16 protein-coding genes and 1 pseudogene are annotated in these 17,645 nt (G+C 40.5%); 13 read left to right on the top strand and 4 right to left on the bottom strand.

Annotation, left to right across the window (positions count from 1 at the left end):
• Positions 1-44 precede the first annotated feature (44 nt).
• A complete protein-coding gene (asd, locus tag IMO47_RS00995) occupies positions 45-1,163 on the bottom strand; it encodes an aspartate-semialdehyde dehydrogenase (RefSeq protein WP_196076588.1) in 1,119 nt (372 codons plus the stop codon).
• Positions 1,164-1,348: 185 nt separating this feature from the next.
• On the opposite strand from asd, the gene IMO47_RS00990 reads away from it, so the two are divergent.
• The 3 genes from IMO47_RS00990 (at position 1,349) to IMO47_RS00980 (ending at position 3,645) form a co-directional block, all read left to right on the top strand.
• Positions 1,349-2,488: an endonuclease/exonuclease/phosphatase family protein gene (locus IMO47_RS00990; protein WP_196076587.1), complete on the top strand. Its 1,140-nt coding sequence runs from the start codon at positions 1,349-1,351 to the stop codon at positions 2,486-2,488.
• Positions 2,489-2,801: 313 nt separating this feature from the next.
• A complete protein-coding gene (locus IMO47_RS00985; RefSeq protein WP_196076586.1) occupies positions 2,802-3,119 on the top strand; it encodes a hypothetical protein in 318 nt (105 codons plus the stop codon).
• 103 nt (positions 3,120-3,222) lie between these two features.
• Entirely contained in the window at positions 3,223-3,645 is a 423-nt protein-coding gene (locus tag IMO47_RS00980; protein WP_227552195.1) for a hypothetical protein, read from the top strand.
• Positions 3,646-3,741: 96 nt separating this feature from the next.
• Here IMO47_RS00980 and IMO47_RS00975 read toward each other — a convergent pair whose 3' ends face one another.
• The gene (locus IMO47_RS00975) at positions 3,742-4,677 is read right to left on the bottom strand and encodes a lauroyl acyltransferase (protein WP_196076585.1); all 936 of its coding nucleotides are present in this window, start codon (positions 4,675-4,677) and stop codon (positions 3,742-3,744) included.
• 112 nt (positions 4,678-4,789) lie between these two features.
• On the opposite strand from IMO47_RS00975, the gene IMO47_RS00970 reads away from it, so the two are divergent.
• Both IMO47_RS00970 and IMO47_RS00965 read left to right on the top strand, forming a co-directional pair.
• Positions 4,790-5,341, top strand: a complete 552-nt coding sequence (locus IMO47_RS00970) for an O-acetyl-ADP-ribose deacetylase (RefSeq protein WP_196076584.1) — start codon at positions 4,790-4,792, stop codon at positions 5,339-5,341.
• 33 nt (positions 5,342-5,374) lie between these two features.
• Positions 5,375-6,352, top strand: a complete 978-nt coding sequence (locus tag IMO47_RS00965; protein WP_196076583.1) for an acyltransferase family protein — start codon at positions 5,375-5,377, stop codon at positions 6,350-6,352.
• A gap of 121 nt (positions 6,353-6,473) precedes the next feature.
• Here the strand turns inward: IMO47_RS00965 and IMO47_RS00960 are convergent, their stop codons facing one another.
• On the bottom strand, positions 6,474-6,689 hold the full coding sequence (locus IMO47_RS00960) for a hypothetical protein (protein ID WP_227552194.1): 216 nt from the start codon (positions 6,687-6,689) through the stop codon (positions 6,474-6,476).
• A gap of 338 nt (positions 6,690-7,027) precedes the next feature.
• On the opposite strand from IMO47_RS00960, the gene IMO47_RS00955 reads away from it, so the two are divergent.
• Positions 7,028-7,798, top strand: a complete 771-nt coding sequence (locus tag IMO47_RS00955; RefSeq protein WP_196076581.1) for a hypothetical protein — start codon at positions 7,028-7,030, stop codon at positions 7,796-7,798.
• A gap of 54 nt (positions 7,799-7,852) precedes the next feature.
• Here the strand turns inward: IMO47_RS00955 and IMO47_RS00950 are convergent, their stop codons facing one another.
• On the bottom strand, positions 7,853-9,760 hold the full coding sequence (locus IMO47_RS00950; RefSeq protein WP_196076580.1) for an ATP-binding cassette domain-containing protein: 1,908 nt from the start codon (positions 9,758-9,760) through the stop codon (positions 7,853-7,855).
• A gap of 35 nt (positions 9,761-9,795) precedes the next feature.
• On the opposite strand from IMO47_RS00950, the gene IMO47_RS00945 reads away from it, so the two are divergent.
• From IMO47_RS00945 to IMO47_RS00915, 7 genes and pseudogenes are all read left to right on the top strand, one after another.
• Positions 9,796-10,041, top strand: coding sequence for a SlyX family protein (locus tag IMO47_RS00945; protein ID WP_196076579.1), 246 nt, complete (start codon positions 9,796-9,798; stop codon positions 10,039-10,041).
• Between the two features lie 126 nt (positions 10,042-10,167).
• A complete protein-coding gene (gene mumR / locus IMO47_RS00940) occupies positions 10,168-11,079 on the top strand; it encodes a LysR family transcriptional regulator MumR (RefSeq protein WP_196076578.1) in 912 nt (303 codons plus the stop codon).
• Positions 11,080-11,418: 339 nt separating this feature from the next.
• Positions 11,419-12,670: pseudogene (locus IMO47_RS00935) on the top strand (NRAMP family divalent metal transporter).
• A 34-nt stretch (positions 12,671-12,704) separates the two neighbouring features.
• The gene (locus IMO47_RS00930) at positions 12,705-13,463 is read left to right on the top strand and encodes a 5-oxoprolinase subunit PxpA (protein ID WP_196074469.1); all 759 of its coding nucleotides are present in this window, start codon (positions 12,705-12,707) and stop codon (positions 13,461-13,463) included.
• A gap of 12 nt (positions 13,464-13,475) precedes the next feature.
• Positions 13,476-14,282 (top strand): putative hydro-lyase, encoded by an 807-nt coding sequence (locus IMO47_RS00925; RefSeq protein ID WP_196074470.1) that lies wholly within the window; start codon positions 13,476-13,478, stop codon positions 14,280-14,282.
• 18 nt (positions 14,283-14,300) lie between these two features.
• On the top strand, positions 14,301-15,881 hold the full coding sequence (locus tag IMO47_RS00920) for an urea amidolyase family protein (protein WP_196074471.1): 1,581 nt from the start codon (positions 14,301-14,303) through the stop codon (positions 15,879-15,881).
• 1 nt (position 15,882) lies between these two features.
• On the top strand, positions 15,883-17,622 hold the full coding sequence (locus IMO47_RS00915; RefSeq protein ID WP_196074472.1) for a biotin carboxylase N-terminal domain-containing protein: 1,740 nt from the start codon (positions 15,883-15,885) through the stop codon (positions 17,620-17,622).
• Positions 17,623-17,645: the final 23 nt, after the last annotated feature.

The raw sequence follows: 17,645 nt of genomic DNA, 5'->3' as shown, positions 1-17,645 counted from the left end.
CAAGATAGATCGGCTTTTTCAATGTTTAAGGCTTTTTTGTGACTTTAAGCATTTTTATAGTCAATTAGAATACGTAACATACGACGTAAAGGTTCAGCTGCACCCCAAAGTAATTGATCACCTACGGTAAATGCACCTAAATATTCTTTACCCATATTTAACTTGCGCAGACGACCAACAGGAACAGAGAGCGTTCCTGTGACTGCTACAGGAGTAAGATCGTTCATTGATGCTTCACGTGTATTGGGTACGACTTTTGCCCATGGGTTAGACTGACGAATCATATCTTCAATTTCATCAAGCGGAACATCTTTCTTCAATTTCAGGGTCAAGGCTTGTGAGTGACAACGCATTGCACCAATACGTACACAGTGACCATCAATTGGAACAATTTGAGCGTTGCCTAAGATTTTGTTGGTTTCAACTTGACCTTTCCACTCTTCTTTTGACTGACCACTTTCAAGCTGTTTGTCAATATAAGGAATCAAAGAGCCTGCTAAAGGTACGCCAAAGTTGGCTTTGGGAAAGCCTTCCCCCCGTTGTAATTCAGCAATTTTACTGTCGATATCTAAAATTGCAGAACGAGGGTCATCCAACAGGTCTTGAGTATTGTTATATAAGTAACCCATGCCTGTAATCAATTCACGCATATTCTGCGCGCCAGCTCCAGAGGCTGCTTGATAGGTCATCGCGGTCATCCATTCCACCAAGTTGTGTTGGAACAATGAACCCATGCCCATCAACATCAATGAAACCGTACAATTCCCACCGACAAAGGTTTTGATGCCATTGACCAAACCATCTTTAATGACATTTAAGTTCACTGGGTCAAGGACAATGATTGCTTCATCATCCATACGCAGTGTAGATGCGGCATCAATCCAGTAGCCTGACCAACCTTCAGCCTTAAGCTTTGGGAAAACTTCAGAAGTATAATCGCCACCTTGGCAGGTAATAATGACATCCATTTGCTTCAGACTGGTAATGTCCGTCGCTTCCATAAGTGCTGGAGCAGTTTTACCACCAAAAGCAGGGGCTTCACCACCTGCATTACTGGTAGAGAAATAGAACGGCTCAAAATGAGCAAAATCATTCTCTTCAACCATACGTTGCATAAGGACAGAACCAACCATCCCGCGCCAACCGACCAGACCTACTTTCATGTCACTTTGCCTCGGTGCGTTAAAAAATTAAAAGGGGTTTGAGTGTATCAAAAGGACGTGTAACTGCAATAGCATACACAATGAAAACACAACTATATTGTGCAATATATCTTGTTTATGATACATGCAAAATTGATATTAATTTATGAATCATTCAAAAATTAAGAATATAAGAGTGACAAAATATGATTTGGATAGAAATCCTTGCCGTGATCGTGATTTGGCTCAGCTTCTGGTCACTGATTCCACGTGATGAATGGTGGTTTAGGGGGGCTGATTTTCCACGACTACAGATTCTATGTGTGGGTTTGACTGCTTTGGTGTTGTTGCTATTTTGGAATGCACCTTGGGACCTGACGCGTGAGATTATTTTAGTATTATTGATTGCTGCTTTGGCTTTTCAACTAAAAATGGTTTTGCCCTATACCTTTATCTGGAAAAAACAGGTTGAACAGGTACAGCAAGACCAATTGAATCCAGAGCAGCAAATTTCAGTTATTGTTTCAAATGTACTTACACCCAATCAGCAATATCATCTGCTGATTGAGCAAATCGAAAAACATCAGCCTGATCTTGTCCTTACGCTCGAGACTGATCGGACATGGCAAAATGAGTTGGCGAAGATTGAAAAAGACTATCCTTATCGTGTTCCTGTTCCATTAGATAATTTGTATGGAATGCATCTCTATAGCAAGTTAAAACTGGTCGATAGTGAAGTTAAATTTATTCTGAGCAATGAAATTCCTTCAATCCATACCACAGTCATTTTACCTTCCGGGCAAGCTGTACAATTATATTGTCTGCATCCAAAGCCACCCAGCCCAACAGAAGCCAAAGACTCAACTTTACGAGATGCTGAACTATTGATTGTTGGCGATCAAATCAAGGATTTAGATGAAAGCTGTATCGTGATGGGGGATTTAAATGATGTGGCTTGGTCTCGAACCACACGTTTGTTTCAACGCATCAGTGGGTTGCTTGATCCTCGTGTGGGGCGTAGATATATCAATACCTTTCATGCCGACTATAAGTTTTTAAGGTGGTCATTGGATCACTTATTTCACAGTACAGATTTTGCCTTGGTCCATATGGAGCGGTTGCCGCATATTGGTTCAGATCATTTCCCAATCTATGTGGTGTTACAGTCAAGTCATATTTTTGAACAAAGCCAAGAGGAGTTGGAACAAACGGACTCTGATGAGCAGGAAGCACAAGAAGCTATTCAGGAAGGTGTTGAAAAAGCAGAAAAAGAAGAGAAAAAAGTGACTGATGAATTGGCTCAAGACTATAAAATGGACATGTCATTGTCTAACAAGAAATCTTGAAAATGGCGATTTTTTGTAAGCAATTTCTTACGTGGATTTAGTCTCTAAGCGGGTAGTATCTGAACACGATTCGTTTTAATCTTTACTCATCGACACAGGGAATGAGAACGGAAAATCTCACTAAGGAAGACGAAGTCGATGGAGCAATCATCAAGGATTTGATGTTGGAATGGATAACCACAGTAAAATAACAATAAGATTTGAAAGCACAACCTCATAAACCCGAGTTTTGCAGGATGCAGAACTCGGGTTATGCTTTATTTATGGTATATAATTTGCGACAGACAAGATCGAAAATAAAAATTGAGTCCTTATGTTGCTATCAAAAATCCAAGAATTTGCACTGAGTCTTAAACATTTTACAGGCTTAAGTAGTGATGCTTTGTTTGTCTATGCAGGTTTAATCATCTACTTTATTGTTGCTGCAATTCATAAACGCCAACTGAAATCCAATATTGCTATGATCATCACTGTCATTCTGGCTTTTAGTATTGAGATTTTTAATGCGCGAGCAGATATTTTTGGTAAGGGGTATTGGCGAATTTGGAGCAGTATTCACAATATCGTCAATATGATTTTTTGGCCCTATGTGATTTGGGCAATGGCTCGCTTTAGAATATGGAAAGGTTGATAAGTTCGATCTAAAAAGTATATGTATTGATTTTCAAATTTTTAAATACCTGACCGGAATGTTGAAACAGAATCAAATGAAAAAAATAATGGTGGTTTTTTACTTGAATTTAATTTTAGCAGGCTGTGAAAAGCAGAGTGTTGAGATTAAACAGCCTCAAGAAATTGAACAGCGCCAAGAGGACAATCAGAATTTAAATGATTTACAATCCAGCGAGATTTGGGAGCTTCTCAAACACCGTATTTATCGTTGTGAGCAACCTTGTTCACGCAAAGATTTGACTGAAATCAGTTTTTCTCAAGCTCCGTCTTATTATTTGCTCATCACTCAAGATCAAACAGGATTTATCGAAGCATTGAACTCAACTCAAGATGGCATACAAATGAGCATTCTATGGGATGATGGTTCAGGCAAGTCAAAAAAAGAAGATTTAGAAATCATATCACTGGATAAGCAACAGCTCAAAATGAGAGACCAATATAGCCATATCAATACATATCAATTTGTGAAATTTGATGATGATTGAATCGGCTATATTGGTTAGCCCATGTTTGAAACGATATTGCAGGATATTTAACTTTGCTTTTCGATTTTAAAATTCGAGTCAAATAAAAGTAAGAACTTAGTAAATTTTCTCATAACCTTTTGGACGTGTTTTAAAACGACGATGGAACCACATATATTGTGTTGGTGCGATCCGAAGTTGGTTCTCGATGATTTTATTGACACGAATGGCGTCATCCAATTCATCTTCACTCGGTAAGGGCTCGACAGCAGGTTCAATCAAGACATGATATTTGGGGTTTTTAATATCACCATGACGATAAAAATATAGTGGAATTGCTACAGCTTTCGATATTTTTAAGAGGCGTCGATGTGCGGTTACTGTGGCCGCAGGTGTACCAAAAAATGGTGCCATCACGCCTTGTTTCAGTCCAAAATCTTGATCAGGGCTGTACCAAATCGCATCACCTTCTTTGAGATGGCGAATCAATCCGCGCATATCATCATGATCAATCTGAGCCTTATAAATGGTCGCACGGCAACGATAAATCAACATGTCCAGCAAGGGGTTGTTCTGCGGGCGATACACCACATCAGGTTCAAAAAATTGCGCACACAAATAGCCGCCTGCATCCAGCATTGTACTGTGTGTACCTAAAAGCAGTATGCCCTGACCTTGTTGTTTTGCAGTTGTAATATGTTCTAAGCCTTCAATGCTGACACGATTTTTAAACCACTGGGGGGAATACCATGCATTCAGCGTTTCAAAAACACCTATCATTTGGTCTACAAAAACTTGTCTTGCATTTTCAGTCACTTGCTCTGAAGACCATTCTGGAAAACAGATTTCCAAATTACGCACAGTTGTTTCACGGCGTGATTTAAGCCGATTAAAGGCAATATTTCCTAAGATCGTAGCAAGTCGATGTTGAATTGCCCAAGGCAAAATCGCAAGCAACATCAAGAAAATTATTGCAATCCATATTCCCCAATATTTTGGATGTAAAAATGCCCAATAAAATTTTCCAGGTTCGTATTGAAGCTTTTTACTCATAGCAATTTTGTAAATTTGGGGGTGGTTAAAACTGAAAGAAGTGTAGCATGAAGCCGTTTAAAGAAGAAAACTCAAGATGTGAATCATCATCAAGGGTGAGCAAGGATGTAAAATGAAAATTATTCGATTAGTTCAAGGTGACATTACACTGCAAAAAGTTGATGCGATTGTAAATGCTGCAAATACCTCTTTACTTGGTGGCGGCGGCGTAGATGGTGCAATTCATCGGAAAGGCGGGGATGCAATCTTAAATGATTGCCAGAAAATTCGTGCCAAACAAGGGGGATGCGCAGTCGGTGAAGCTGTAATCACTACAGCTGGAAAATTACCCAGTCGCTTTGTCATTCATACTGTGGGACCGACGTGGCAAGATGGACAACACGGAGAAGCCCAACTGCTTGAAAAAGCCTATACCAATAGTCTGAAACTGGCGGAACAGTACCAGTTGAATACACTGGCAATTCCCAATATTTCTACAGGAATCTACCATTTTCCAAAAAATCACGCTGCATCGCTTGCGATCAAAACCACGGCAGATTTTTTGTTGCAGGCATCGCATTTACAGGAAGTCAATTTTGTCTGTTTTGATTTAGAGAACTTTAAAATCTATCGGCAGCTTCTTGCTGAGATTGAGCAAAATCAATTCCAGATTTTAGGTATATAATCATGATCAATCATCATTCTCGACCATTTGATCATGAGAGATACTTACTTAGACAGTTGTAAGGCAACACTTATATTTCTTGTGGTTCTCGGACACTTCCTCGAACGAATGATTGGATGGGATGACCCATTTAACCATGCCTTATTGGGGATCATTTATTTTATACACATGCCTGCATTTATTTTTATTTCAGGCATGTTATTTAACGAAAAAAAATGGCGGAAGAATATTTTATTTTTTATTTCGCTGTATTTACCTTTTCAAATTTTATTTCCTGCCTTTGATGCCATCTGGTCTGGGCATTTCCAAATCAACTGGAATGTATTTGAACGACCTTACTGGATTCTATGGTATCTGTTGGGAATGATTGCATGGACAATGCTTACCCATTTTTTGATAAAAACAAAATTTCCCCTGTTGATTGCATTGATTCTTGCTTTATGTATTGGCTTAAGCCCTTGGAACAATTATCAATATTCAATTGGACGAATTTTTACTTTCTTGCCCTTTTTTGTTGTTGGTGCACTATATGGAAAAGAGATTTTAGTCAAAATTCAGCAAAATCACTTTAGCCAAGTTGTGAGCCTATCACTTTTAGGGGCGATTGCTATTTTGGTCTATTTTACGCAACTGAATCCATTTTGGTTATATGGCAGTTTGAGTTATTCGCAACTTAAAGTCAGCATACCTGTAGGAATCGGAATGAGATTAGCATGTCTGCTCATTTCATCACTGGGGATTTATGCAACTTTTGTATGGGTTAGAAGTTTAAATCAGCACTTTGTACACTTGGGGCAAAATACACTGGCTGTTTATCTATTACATGGATTTGTAGTGATGTTGGTTGCACGTTATTGGCAACTGAATTTTAACCTTTTTATCGAAGTGAGTGTTTGTATCATTTTATCTGTTTTGACCTGTTGGATTTTACAACAGTCTATGTTTGATGCAGGATTAAGAAGATTATCATTGTGGCTGATCAAGCCCGTTGAAAAATTGGGGTTTAAGTAGAGCAAAAGTTTTAAAATGACCCCTATCTATATCTTTAGCTCTAAAAATTTAAAAGCTACATCACTGATGTAGCTTTTAAGCATGAGGATCATTGATTTATAAAGTGTTTAAATTCACTCGATTATTTAGTTGCGGCTTTATCCTCTACTTTTTTTGCTGTTGCTGATTTATGCGCAGCAGCTTGATGTTTTTTGGCATGTCCAGCTTTATGCTGTTTTTGAAGCTGATGTGTTTTAACTGGTTGAGATGAATGTTGTGCTGGTGTTGCTGCCATTGCAGAACCTGCAAAAACTGCTGTTGTAAATGCTGCAATAAGTAATGATGTAACTTTTTTCATGATCATATTCTCACTAAATAATTCGAGATCTGAATTAGATTCGATAGTTGTATATTCAGGCATTTGTATGGAAACATCATGAAGTGCTTGTAGCGAAAATCAGTATAAATGCAATGATATGGCGCGTGATGATAGAGAAATGGTAAGTGCTTTGATTTTTTAAGATTTATTTAATTTTAATTCGTAAAGTATTGCCTTCATTTTTGATCAATACTCCATTTCAATGAATGTATTGAAATAGGGGGGATGATGACCTGATGTATTTCCCTTCTTTGAACATCATGTCTGATTAGTGATAGCATGGATTGGAAAAAACAAATTGGTCTTCATTCAGAAAAATGAAAATATTGATCACCGAAAAGGTCTATTACTTTTTAAGCGTCTATGGATGGTCAACTGTTATTGTTGTTTTTATCAAATTGGCATTGTCTGATTTTCAATTATGGCAATATCATGATTTGATTTTACTGATTTTAGCTGTTCTCATTTTAGTTATTCATTATTTCATAAAAATAAAGCATGGTGTGATTGACACTTTTCTAGAAGAAAAGCGATTACCGATGAAAATTTATATTCCGATAAATAAAGCCAGTTTTATACGAATTCCTGATTTTATCGGCTTTGTTCTTTGGCTATTTGCACTATTTTCAGTGATGTTGCACTGGAATATTTGGCTTGTATGTTTTTTAATCAGCTTGATTGGATTACTCTTGATTGAGCATCCTCATGTCTGGTTTAAAGATTCATTTGATTGGAATCAACGTATTGAAAAAATTAAAAATCAGCATGAAACATGCATAGATGGTTTATTTCGCTATTCTGCCCATACAGATAGTTTTACTTTTTATAATGAAAATCAAGTTTATACTGTCAAATGGACTGATATCCAAAGGATTGATGCGGTAATGCTTGATCAATTCAGTCATCAGGAAGTGCGATTATTTATTTTGACGCCACAAAGAATTCACATGATTGATGAATCAATGGCGGGCTATACAAAATTTATTGCGAATTTATCTGAGCGCTTACCACTTATCAATGAGTATTGGCTATTTCTACTCATGGAAATGCCTGTTGCGACAATAGTGCCAATCTTTCAACAGGATTAACTCAAAAAAAACTCCGCAGATTTACGGAGTTTTTTTGGAAGAAACAATAAAAAATTAACCTTTGGTCATTTCTTCAAGTTGATCCCAGCGTTCCATTTTTTCCAAAAGCAGATCATCGATTTCAGCCAAACGTTGAGAGGCTTGAGTTGCAGCATCAGCATCTGTGACAAACCATGAACCATCTGCGAGTTTTTCTGAGAGTTCAGCCTGTTCTTTTTCCAATGCCTCGATTTCGGCAGGCAACTGTTCCAAAGCACGTTGGTCTTTATAACTCAGCTTAACTTTTTTGACGGGTGCTTCAACAGCCGCAGTCGCTGCCTCGGCTTTGGCAAGGGCTTTTTTAACATCACTCTTTTGGTCTACAACTTTTTGATCAGGGCGCTGTTCAAGATAGTCTTGATAACCACCAATATATTCATCAATATTGCCTTTACCATCAAATACCCAGGTTGATGTCACCACATTGTCCATAAAGGCACGGTCATGCGAGATCAACAACAAGGTGCCCTTGTATTCACTGAGCATTTCTTCTAGAAGTTCAAGTGTAACCATATCCAAGTCATTGGTTGGCTCGTCCATGACAATCAAATTGGCGGGTTTAAGCAAGAGTTTTGCAAGAAGAATACGGTTTCGCTCACCACCTGAAAGGGCTTTAACAGGTGTACGCGCACGCTCAGGAGAGAACAGGAAATCTTGTAAATAGCTGTAGATATGACGACGGCTGCCATTCACATCGACATGGTCTGAGCCTTCAGAAACGTTGTCTTTAACCGATTTTTCAAGGTCAAGCGCATTGCGTAGCTGATCAAAATAGGCGACTTCTAATTGGGTGCCCGTTTTAACTGAACCCGTATGTTCAATCTCACCAAGGATGGCTTTGACTAAGGTTGTTTTACCAACACCGTTATCGCCCACTAAACCGATCCGATCACCACGCAGAACCAAGGCAGAGAAGTCTTTGATGATTGGATAGCCATCATATTCAACCCGTAAATGTTCAATATCGAAGACCAGTTTACCTGAACGGTTGGCTTCTTGCGCCGCCATGCTGACTTTGCCCTGTTGTGAACGACGTGCTTTGGATTGTTCGCGTAAATCTTTTAATGCACGTACACGACCTTCATTTCGTGTACGGCGAGCTTTAATGCCCTGACGAATCCAGGCCTCTTCTTCAGCCAGCTTTTTGTCAAATAAAGCATTTTGTTTTTCTTCTGCTTCCATTTGTTGGGCTTTTAAGTCGAGGTATCTCGAGTAGTTGCCTTCATAACTGCGCAAAATACCACGGTCTAATTCAACGATACGGGTTGCAATACTGTCGACAAAAGCACGGTCATGTGAAATAAATAACAGCGTGAGATTATTTTGATCGAGTAAAAATTTTTCTAACCATTCGATACTTTCGACATCCAAATGGTTGGTTGGTTCATCAAGCAATAAAACATCGGGCTGTGTGAGTAAAGCCCGTGCCAATAAAACACGACGTTTACGACCACCAGATAAATCTGCCAGATCAGCTTCTGGATCTAGCCCCATTTTGCTGAGAATAGCATTGACTTTGGTTTCTAAAGCCCAGCCATCCAGTAGATCAAGCTTGTGCTGCAAGTTGCCCATACGGTCACAAGCATCCATATCACCTAATACACAAGCATCACTCGCTTCATGGTATTCTTTGAGGACTTGAGCAGCTTCACCTGCGCCCTCAGCGACAATATCCGCGACCTTGCCAGAATCCATGGGTACATCCTGAGCAAGCATGGAAATGGTGATTCCGTTTTGTAAGGCAATTTCACCTTGATCGGGTAATAAACTTCCCTCAATCAGTTTGAGTAAAGTAGACTTACCTTCACCGTTACGGCCAATCAAACAGACTCGTTCGCCACGTTCTAAATTGAAGTTTGCGCCATCGAGCAGGGCAGGTCCACCAAACGCAAGTTGGACATCCCTTATAGTAATATAGGCCATACGGTTTCCTAAACATCCCACAGTGAGGACTAAAAATGACTAAACATAAAAATCTTGATGATCAGGCGTCATTTTCCGCACCTATCGAAGATTTGCAAGTCCGAATTGCATTTTTAGATGATTTAGTCGAACAATTAAATGATCAAGTTGCGCAACAGGGCTTGGAAATTGCTGATTTAAAAAAACAAATGCAGTTACTGTATCAGCGGGTAGAGTCTGCTGATTTGTCAGAAGGTATTGCGGCTTTTGATCCAATGACCAATCGTCCACCCCATTATTGATAAAACTGAATCAGTGCTGAAAGCTGCTGATATGATTTTAACTGTTTTTGCATTTACACGATTATCCGTTAGGCTGGCAAAGGATTTGCATAACGTCATCATTCATAGATAAGGTCAAGATGGATCATGAACTTAAAAAACCTTGAAGCATTTTATTGGGTGGTGACTTTAAAAAGTTTCAATAAAGCGGCGACCAAACTTCAAACGACACAGCCGGCAATTTCACAAAAAATTACTGCGATTGAAAATGATCTTGGCTTTAAAGTGCTGGATCGCAGTGCCCGCCAGATTAAAGCCACTCATAAAGGAACAACTTTATTCAAATATGCTGAAAAATTCATGCGGCTTGAAACAGATTTGGTTGCTGAGCTGACTGAAAGTCAGTATTTGACAGGGACCATTCGTTTAGGTGTCTCTGAAACCATCGTACACACATGGCTAGTGGAATATATGGAACAGGTTCAAAAAGAATTTCCTAAAGTTTCTATCGAAATCGTGGTGAGTTTGACCCCAGACCTGCAAGAAGGTGTACGTGTAGGGGATTTGGATATGGCTTTTTTACTTGGACCTACCTTACCCTTTGAGTGTATTGAACGTTCACTGTGTGATTTTGAATTAAGTTTTTTAGCATCTCCTTCCTTTAAAGGAGGCATCGGTCAAATGTCATTCAGGACATTGATGTCTCATACTATTTTGACTTATCCAAGAATTACCTATCCTTACAAAGAGCTGAAAGCCCGCATGAAAGAACAGGGCATCGATGAGCCGCTTTCAATCACCAGTTATTCACTGGCAACTCTATTACGTTTGGCCGAACAGGGTTTAGGGATCGCTGTAGTGCCTAAATTGACCGCACTCAAAGAAATTTTAGAGGGGCGTTTGGAAATATTGGATACTCCAATTCAGCTCAAGACTTTTCATTTCACCGCAATTTATACCCAGGGAAATAATACCGCTTTAAAGGAAAAGCTAACGGATTTGGCGGTGTTGATCTCCGATAGAGCAATGAAAAAGTTGAATGATAAAATTAAAAATTAAGTAATCTTTGTTGGAATATCTAAAATTTATGGAATCAATTCAGCTTTGAAATTTTTTCAAAGCCTGCTTTTTTGATAATCAGAACTTATCGGAATCTATAAAGAATCATTATTATAACAATAATGTTAAAATAAAATTCATTAAATTCATTATGTTATGTTTTTATTGCCGATCTTTAAGGATGATTGTTCTGGTTCATTTCCTGTGCTTTTATTTCAAATATGGATTTGGTAGAGCACTACCAAAAAATCTTCAAGATTTAAAGAATAAAAGAATTTCATATTTTCAGAAAAAAATGATGTTCTTTGTTTAACTTGAAATAGCGTTGATTAAGCTCAAATGGATGAGGAACGCATACATGTCTTTATTGAAATCTTCTATATTATCTGACCGTCAATGGGCTATCGTTGCATCGATATTTATGATGGCAACGTCTGCAATGGGTCCGGGATTCCTTACGCAAACTGCTGTATTTACAGTGAAATTGGGTGCAGCATTTGGCTTTGCTATCTTGATTTCTATCCTGATTGATTATGTGGTTCAGCAAAACATTTGGCGTGTGGTGACGCTAACCCAAATGCGAGCCTCTGATATTGCCAACAAGGCTTTACCTGGAAGTGGCTATTTACTTGCATTTTTGGTCATTCTTGGCGGCTTCTTCTTCAGTATCGGGAACATTGCAGGTGCAGCACTGGGCTTGAATGCTTTGTTTGGTTTAGATACCAAAATTGGTGGCGTAGTCAGTGGTGCGTTGGCGATTCTTATTTTTGCTTCCAGAAAAGCCACATTGGTGATGGACAAAAGCATGATTGTTTTGGGCTTACTCAAAATTATTCTGATTGTCATTGTGGCCTTTATTGTCATGCCGCCCGTGGGACAGGCTGTTCAACAAACTTTTGCACCTGACCAAATTGATTTTGCGATTATTACCACAATTGTGGGCGGTACAGTCGGAGGCTATATCTGCTATGCAGGTGCACATCGTTTGCTCGATAAGGGTGCTGTTGGTCCAGAAAATATTGATGAAGTGGCTAAAGCAGCAACCAAGGGGATCGTTGTTGTTGGGATCATGCGTTATGTGTTGTTCCTGGCATTTTTAGGTGTGGTGGTGAGTGGTGCAACAATTGATTTAGCCAGCCATGATGCCAATCCAGCAGCACAAGCATTTCAATATGCGGCAGGTACGTTTGGATTTAAACTGTTTGGCTTGATTTTCTGGGCAGCAGGGATCAGTAGCACCATCGGCGCAGCCTATACTTCGGTTTCATTCGTTTCTGCATTTAAAAAGAATCTAACAACCAAGCAAACCAATTACATCACGATTAGTTTCATTTCATTGGCACTGTTACTTTATGTGATTTTAGGTGCAACACCGGCTGGATTATTGATCTTTGTGGGTGGGTTTAATGGTCTGGTTTTACCGATTGGTTTGACGATTTTTGTTTATGTTGCTGCATGCCGCAAGGATCTCATGGGCAATTATAACTATCCAAAATGGTTATTGATTTTAGGTGTGCTGACCTGCTTACTGACATGGTGGATGGGATATATGTCTTTTACTACGGTATTTAATTATCTCACCAAGCTGTAATCAATCTAACACTCAATTAAAAGGAACTACGCTGATGTTTGTCGATTTAAATAGTGATTTGGGTGAAAGTTTCGGCTCATGGAAAATGGGTAACGACGAGCAGATTTTACCTGTGGTCAGTAGTGCCAATATTGCTTGTGGTTTTCATGCTGGTGACCCATTAGGGATATTACAAACATTAAAGCAGGCTGTGCAATTGAATGTCTGTATCGGTGCGCATGTTGCCTATCCTGATTTGGTGGGTTTTGGTCGCCGCAATATGGATTTGTCGCGGGACGAGTTGATTGCCGATGTTCTCTACCAAATTTCTGCATTGGATGGGCTTGCCAAAGTGGCTGGTTCGACAGTGAAGTATGTTAAACCCCATGGCGCACTTTATAACACGATTGCCAAAGATGCAGTTCAGGCGGAAGCAGTCATTGCAGCGATTAAAATGTATAACCCTTCGCTGGTATTGGTCGCCTTAGCAGGGTCTAATCTGGTCAAGCAGGCACGTCAAGCAGGTTTAACAGTGGTGTCCGAGGCATTCGCGGATCGTGCTTATAACCGAGATGGCTCTTTGGTTTCACGCCGTTTGGAAGGTGCAGTGCTGCATGATGCTGATTTTGTAGCACAACGTGTGGTTTCTATGCTGAAAAACGGTGGGGTTGAATCGATTGATGGGGTATTTACCCCGATCCAAGCCGATACGATTTGTTTGCATGGTGATACCGCAGGTGCATTAGAGATGTCTGCTGCCATTAAAGCTGAACTGTTAAAAAATGATATTCAGATTCGTTCATTTTGTGCATAAAGGAAGATACAGATGTTCAAAAATATCAAAGTTGATCCATCGCAACTAAAAGCGACTCGGGAAGCAAGAAAGCAGATTCGTGCAGGTTTTGATCGACCGACTGCAGGTATGGCACCAGGCATGACACAGGTGAATATGATTTCTGTACCTAAAGATTGGGCCTATGATTTCTTGTTGTACGCCCATCGTAATCCTCAAAGCTGCCCCGTTTTAGATGTTTTGGAAGAAGGGGTATATGCCACAAAGTTGGCGTCTGATTCCGACATTCGAACAGATTTTCCGCGCTATCGAATTTGGAAAGATGGCGAGATGGTCGATGAAGTGACCGATGCGACTGAGATCTACAATGCCCATCCGGATCTGGTGACATTTTTAATTGGCTGTAGTTTTTCTTTTGAAACCGCGTTGCAAGATGCAGGTATTGAAGTCCGTCATATTCATGACAAAACCAATGTACCCATGTATTTGAGCAACATTCGCTGTGTGCCAGCAGGGCGAATGTCGGGCAATATGGTGGTTTCCATGCGTCCCATTCCTTCAGACCAGATTCCAGAAGCCGTAAAAATCACTGCCCGTATGCCGAGTGTACATGGCGCACCTGTGCATATCGGGCATCCTGAAAGTTTGGGTATTCAAGATATCAATCAACCTGATTTTGGTGAAGCATCTCGTATTGAAGCAGGAGAGATTCCCGTGTTTTGGGCATGTGGTGTTACACCACAAGCGGCAGTCATGAACTCTAAAGTTCCATTTGCAATTAGTCATGCACCTGGACACATGTTGATTACCGATATTCCAGATCGTGTCTGGATGGGTTAAAAAAGAAAGGATCAGTAAATGCGATTTTTATCAGTAAATTCCGATAGTTTCTTGATTGAACTGGTCAGTTTGCAAGAGACTTTGGCGTTATACAGCAAATTGCAAAATTTACATGTGAAAGGAATCAAAGATTTAATTCCAGCAGCAAAGACGATTTTGGTCTTTTTTGACGAGATCAACACTGACTTTAAAACGTTATCGGCTTTAATCGGTACCTTAAATATAGATTTAGATGTTCAACGACATTGCCAGCAAGTGATTATCCCCATCCGTTATGATGGTGAAGATTTAGCGCAAGTAGCTGAACTACAGGGCTTATCGGTCGCAGATGTAATTCGTAAACATCACCAAAGTACGTGGGATGTGGCATTTATTGGCTTTGCTCCTGGTTTTGCCTATATGAATAGTCCTGACCAACCGTTTACGGATATTCCGCGTTTAAAAACGCCCCGTAAAAAGATTCCATCAGGCTCTTTAGGCTTAGCAGGTCAATATTCAGGGATTTATCCAAAAGATAGCCCTGGTGGATGGCAATTGATTGGTACAACAACGGAGAAAATGTGGGATTTGGAGCGATGCAATCCTGCACTGTTAAGACCAGGAATGACTGTGCATTTTGAAGATGTGACACATCATCCTATCACTGTAGATGTACCAAAACAGATCGTCTCAGTACAAGCCACCGGTTCACAACTGCCCTTATTTAAAATTACAGCATCTGGATTGCAGACTTCGATACAAGATGAAGGGCGTTTTCAACAGACCAATATTGGTGTGGGGACAGCAGGTGCAATGGATACTGATTCTATGCACAGCGCCAATCGAATTGTTGGTAATCCAACCGAAACACCAGTGCTTGAGGTCTTAAATGGGGGCTTAAAAGCAAAAATGCAGCATTCAGCGGTTATTGCTGTGGCTGGTGCAATTTCAAATATTCATGTGAAATTCGCAGATGGTCAAGCCGCTGATTTTGAATGTTATCAGCCCATTGCATTAGATTGTGGTGATGAGTTTCACATACAAACTCCTCGCGCTGGTCTACGAAATTATCTTGCAGTTCGTGGTGGTTTCGACATTCAGCCTGTTTTAAATAGCTGTTCTTTTGACAGTTTAGCAATTCTTGGTCCACGCCCCTTAAACGTAGGGGATGTGCTTTACCAAGGTCAAGTTGTCCCATCCAATATCACGCTCAATGACGTGGCAAAAACCAATCTCCCTCAACTTGGTGACACGGTTGAACTGGATATTGTGATGGGACCCCGCACGGATTGGTTCGATCCAGACAGTATCGAGAAACTGTGTAATCAACCGTGGTTAGTCACCAATGAAAGTAACCGTGTCGGTTTGCGTCTGCTGGGTCAAGACCCGCTCAAACGTAAAGTGACCCAAGAGTTGGAAAGTGAAGGGACCTGTATCGGTGCTTTGCAAATCCCGCCTAATGGTCAGCCAGTATTGTTTATGAATGATCACCCACTTACTGGCGGTTATCCTGTGATTGCTTCGGTCGCTAAACATCATTGGAATCTGGTAGCGCAAATACCTGCAGATTGCCATGTCAAGTTTAGAAAAATTGCCGAATTTGTAGAGATAGAGAATTGAAATGAACAAGCAAAATTATGCCAATGAAAAACTATTAATCGCCAATCGTGGTGAAATTGCCGTACGTATTATCCAAGCATGTCGTGATATGGGTATTACGTCTATTGCCATGTATGCAGATGATGACATGGGCAGCTTACATGTTGAACTTGCGGATGAGGCATGGGGTTTAGCTGGAGCAACAGCCAAAGAAACCTATTTAAATATCGATGCAATCATTGATGTTGCAAAGAAATCCAAAGCCACGATGGTACATCCTGGTTATGGTTTTTTATCAGAACGTGCAGAGTTCGCTCAAGCAGTGATTGATGCTGGTTTAAAATGGGTCGGTCCATCTCCAACCGCGATTCAAAAGTTAGGGGATAAAATTGAGGCGCGTAAAATCGCAGCTTCAGTAGGTGCACCCTTGGTTCAGGGTACCCAAGATCCATTGAACAATGCAGAAGAAGCATTAGCTTTTGCCAAACAGCATGGTTTGCCTATTGCGATTAAAGCGGCATTTGGTGGCGGTGGACGCGGTCTCAAAGTGGTCTGGAAACTTGAAGAAGTGAAAGAACTCTATGAGTCTGCGGTTCGAGAAGCAAAAGCGGCATTCGGTCGCGGTGAGTGTTTTGTCGAGCAGTATCTGGACAACCCGCGTCATGTAGAAGCTCAGGTGATTGCTGATCAGCATGGTCATGTGGTGGTGTTGGGTACGCGAGATTGTTCTCTGCAACGCCGTAATCAAAAACTGGTCGAAGAATCTCCTGCGCCGTTTATCAGCGATCAGATTTATCAAGAAATTCTCAGTTCTGCAAAAAATATTTGTCAGGCAGCAGACTATGTTGGTGCAGGAACCGTTGAATATTTATTAAGCCAAAATGGCACATTGTCATTTCTTGAAGTCAATACTCGTTTGCAGGTCGAACATCCTGTGACTGAGGAAACGGCACAAGTAGACTTGGTGGTTGAACAAATCAGAGTTGCATTAGGTGAAGAACTGTCTATTCAAGACACGCCAAAAGCGCGTGGGCATGCAATTGAGTTCCGAATTAATGCCGAAGATCCGAGTCGTGGTTTTATTCCGGCATTTGGTACATTAAGTTTATTTGAAGCGCCATTTGGACATGGCGTGCGCGTAGATACGGGAGTGCGCACAGGCTCGCTGGTTTCAAGCCATTTTGACTCTTTAATGGCCAAGCTGATTGTGACTGGCTCAACCCGTGAGATCGCAATTGCGCGTGCAAGACGGGCATTAAAGCAATTTAAAATCGAAGGTGTTGCATCTGTTCTGGATTTTCATCGTGCTGTATTGAATGAACCTGATTTTACCGATGAATTTAAGGTACATACGCGCTGGATTGAAAATGACTTTAAGCAGGTACTCAAACCTGCACAGCGAAGTATTCCTCAACATCAGCAAGCGATGACTTTGAGCTATATTGAGATTGATGGGAAGCTACATCGTCTCGGATTACCCGCAGGCATGTTTGCTCAAAACACCACTTCTACTGCACAACAGTTGGAGCAGAAAGCAGAACTCGAGATTAAACCTGAACATTTGCCTGCACCCATCAATGGCGCCATCATGGCATGGAAAGTCCAATCAGGCGAGCAGGTCATTGAAGGGCAAGTGGTGGCGATTATGGAAGCCATGAAAATGGAAGTCCAAGTTTTAGCGCATCAAAGCGGTCAAATACAAATATTGGCAGAGGTCGGTACAACATGCCAGGCTGATCATGTGATTGCCACGATTCAATAGCCCCCATGCATGTGCAATTAAAT

The organism is Acinetobacter sp. Res13-Abat-PEC15-P4-01, assembly GCF_015676285.1.
GTDB lineage: Bacteria > Pseudomonadota > Gammaproteobacteria > Pseudomonadales > Moraxellaceae > Acinetobacter > Acinetobacter nematophilus.
Note: the sequence above shows the minus strand (reverse complement) of the source record. Positions and strands in the feature narration are given on the sequence as shown.

Coding starts and splice junctions, on each gene's coding strand:
- mumR (WP_196076578.1), top strand. CDS start 10,168: ATGAACTTAAAAAACCTTGAAGCATTTTATTGGGTGGTGACTTTAAAA.
- IMO47_RS00950 (WP_196076580.1), bottom strand. CDS start 9,760: ATGGCCTATATTACTATAAGGGATGTCCAACTTGCGTTTGGTGGACCT.
- IMO47_RS00960 (WP_227552194.1), bottom strand. CDS start 6,689: ATGAAAAAAGTTACATCATTACTTATTGCAGCATTTACAACAGCAGTT.
- IMO47_RS00975 (WP_196076585.1), bottom strand. CDS start 4,677: ATGAGTAAAAAGCTTCAATACGAACCTGGAAAATTTTATTGGGCATTT.
- IMO47_RS00925 (WP_196074470.1), top strand. CDS start 13,476: ATGTTCAAAAATATCAAAGTTGATCCATCGCAACTAAAAGCGACTCGG.
- IMO47_RS00945 (WP_196076579.1), top strand. CDS start 9,796: ATGACTAAACATAAAAATCTTGATGATCAGGCGTCATTTTCCGCACCT.
- IMO47_RS00920 (WP_196074471.1), top strand. CDS start 14,301: ATGCGATTTTTATCAGTAAATTCCGATAGTTTCTTGATTGAACTGGTC.
- asd (WP_196076588.1), bottom strand. CDS start 1,163: ATGAAAGTAGGTCTGGTCGGTTGGCGCGGGATGGTTGGTTCTGTCCTT.
- IMO47_RS00965 (WP_196076583.1), top strand. CDS start 5,375: ATGAGAGATACTTACTTAGACAGTTGTAAGGCAACACTTATATTTCTT.
- IMO47_RS00970 (WP_196076584.1), top strand. CDS start 4,790: ATGAAAATTATTCGATTAGTTCAAGGTGACATTACACTGCAAAAAGTT.
- IMO47_RS00990 (WP_196076587.1), top strand. CDS start 1,349: ATGATTTGGATAGAAATCCTTGCCGTGATCGTGATTTGGCTCAGCTTC.
- IMO47_RS00955 (WP_196076581.1), top strand. CDS start 7,028: ATGAAAATATTGATCACCGAAAAGGTCTATTACTTTTTAAGCGTCTAT.
- IMO47_RS00915 (WP_196074472.1), top strand. CDS start 15,883: ATGAACAAGCAAAATTATGCCAATGAAAAACTATTAATCGCCAATCGT.
- IMO47_RS00930 (WP_196074469.1), top strand. CDS start 12,705: ATGTTTGTCGATTTAAATAGTGATTTGGGTGAAAGTTTCGGCTCATGG.
- IMO47_RS00985 (WP_196076586.1), top strand. CDS start 2,802: ATGTTGCTATCAAAAATCCAAGAATTTGCACTGAGTCTTAAACATTTT.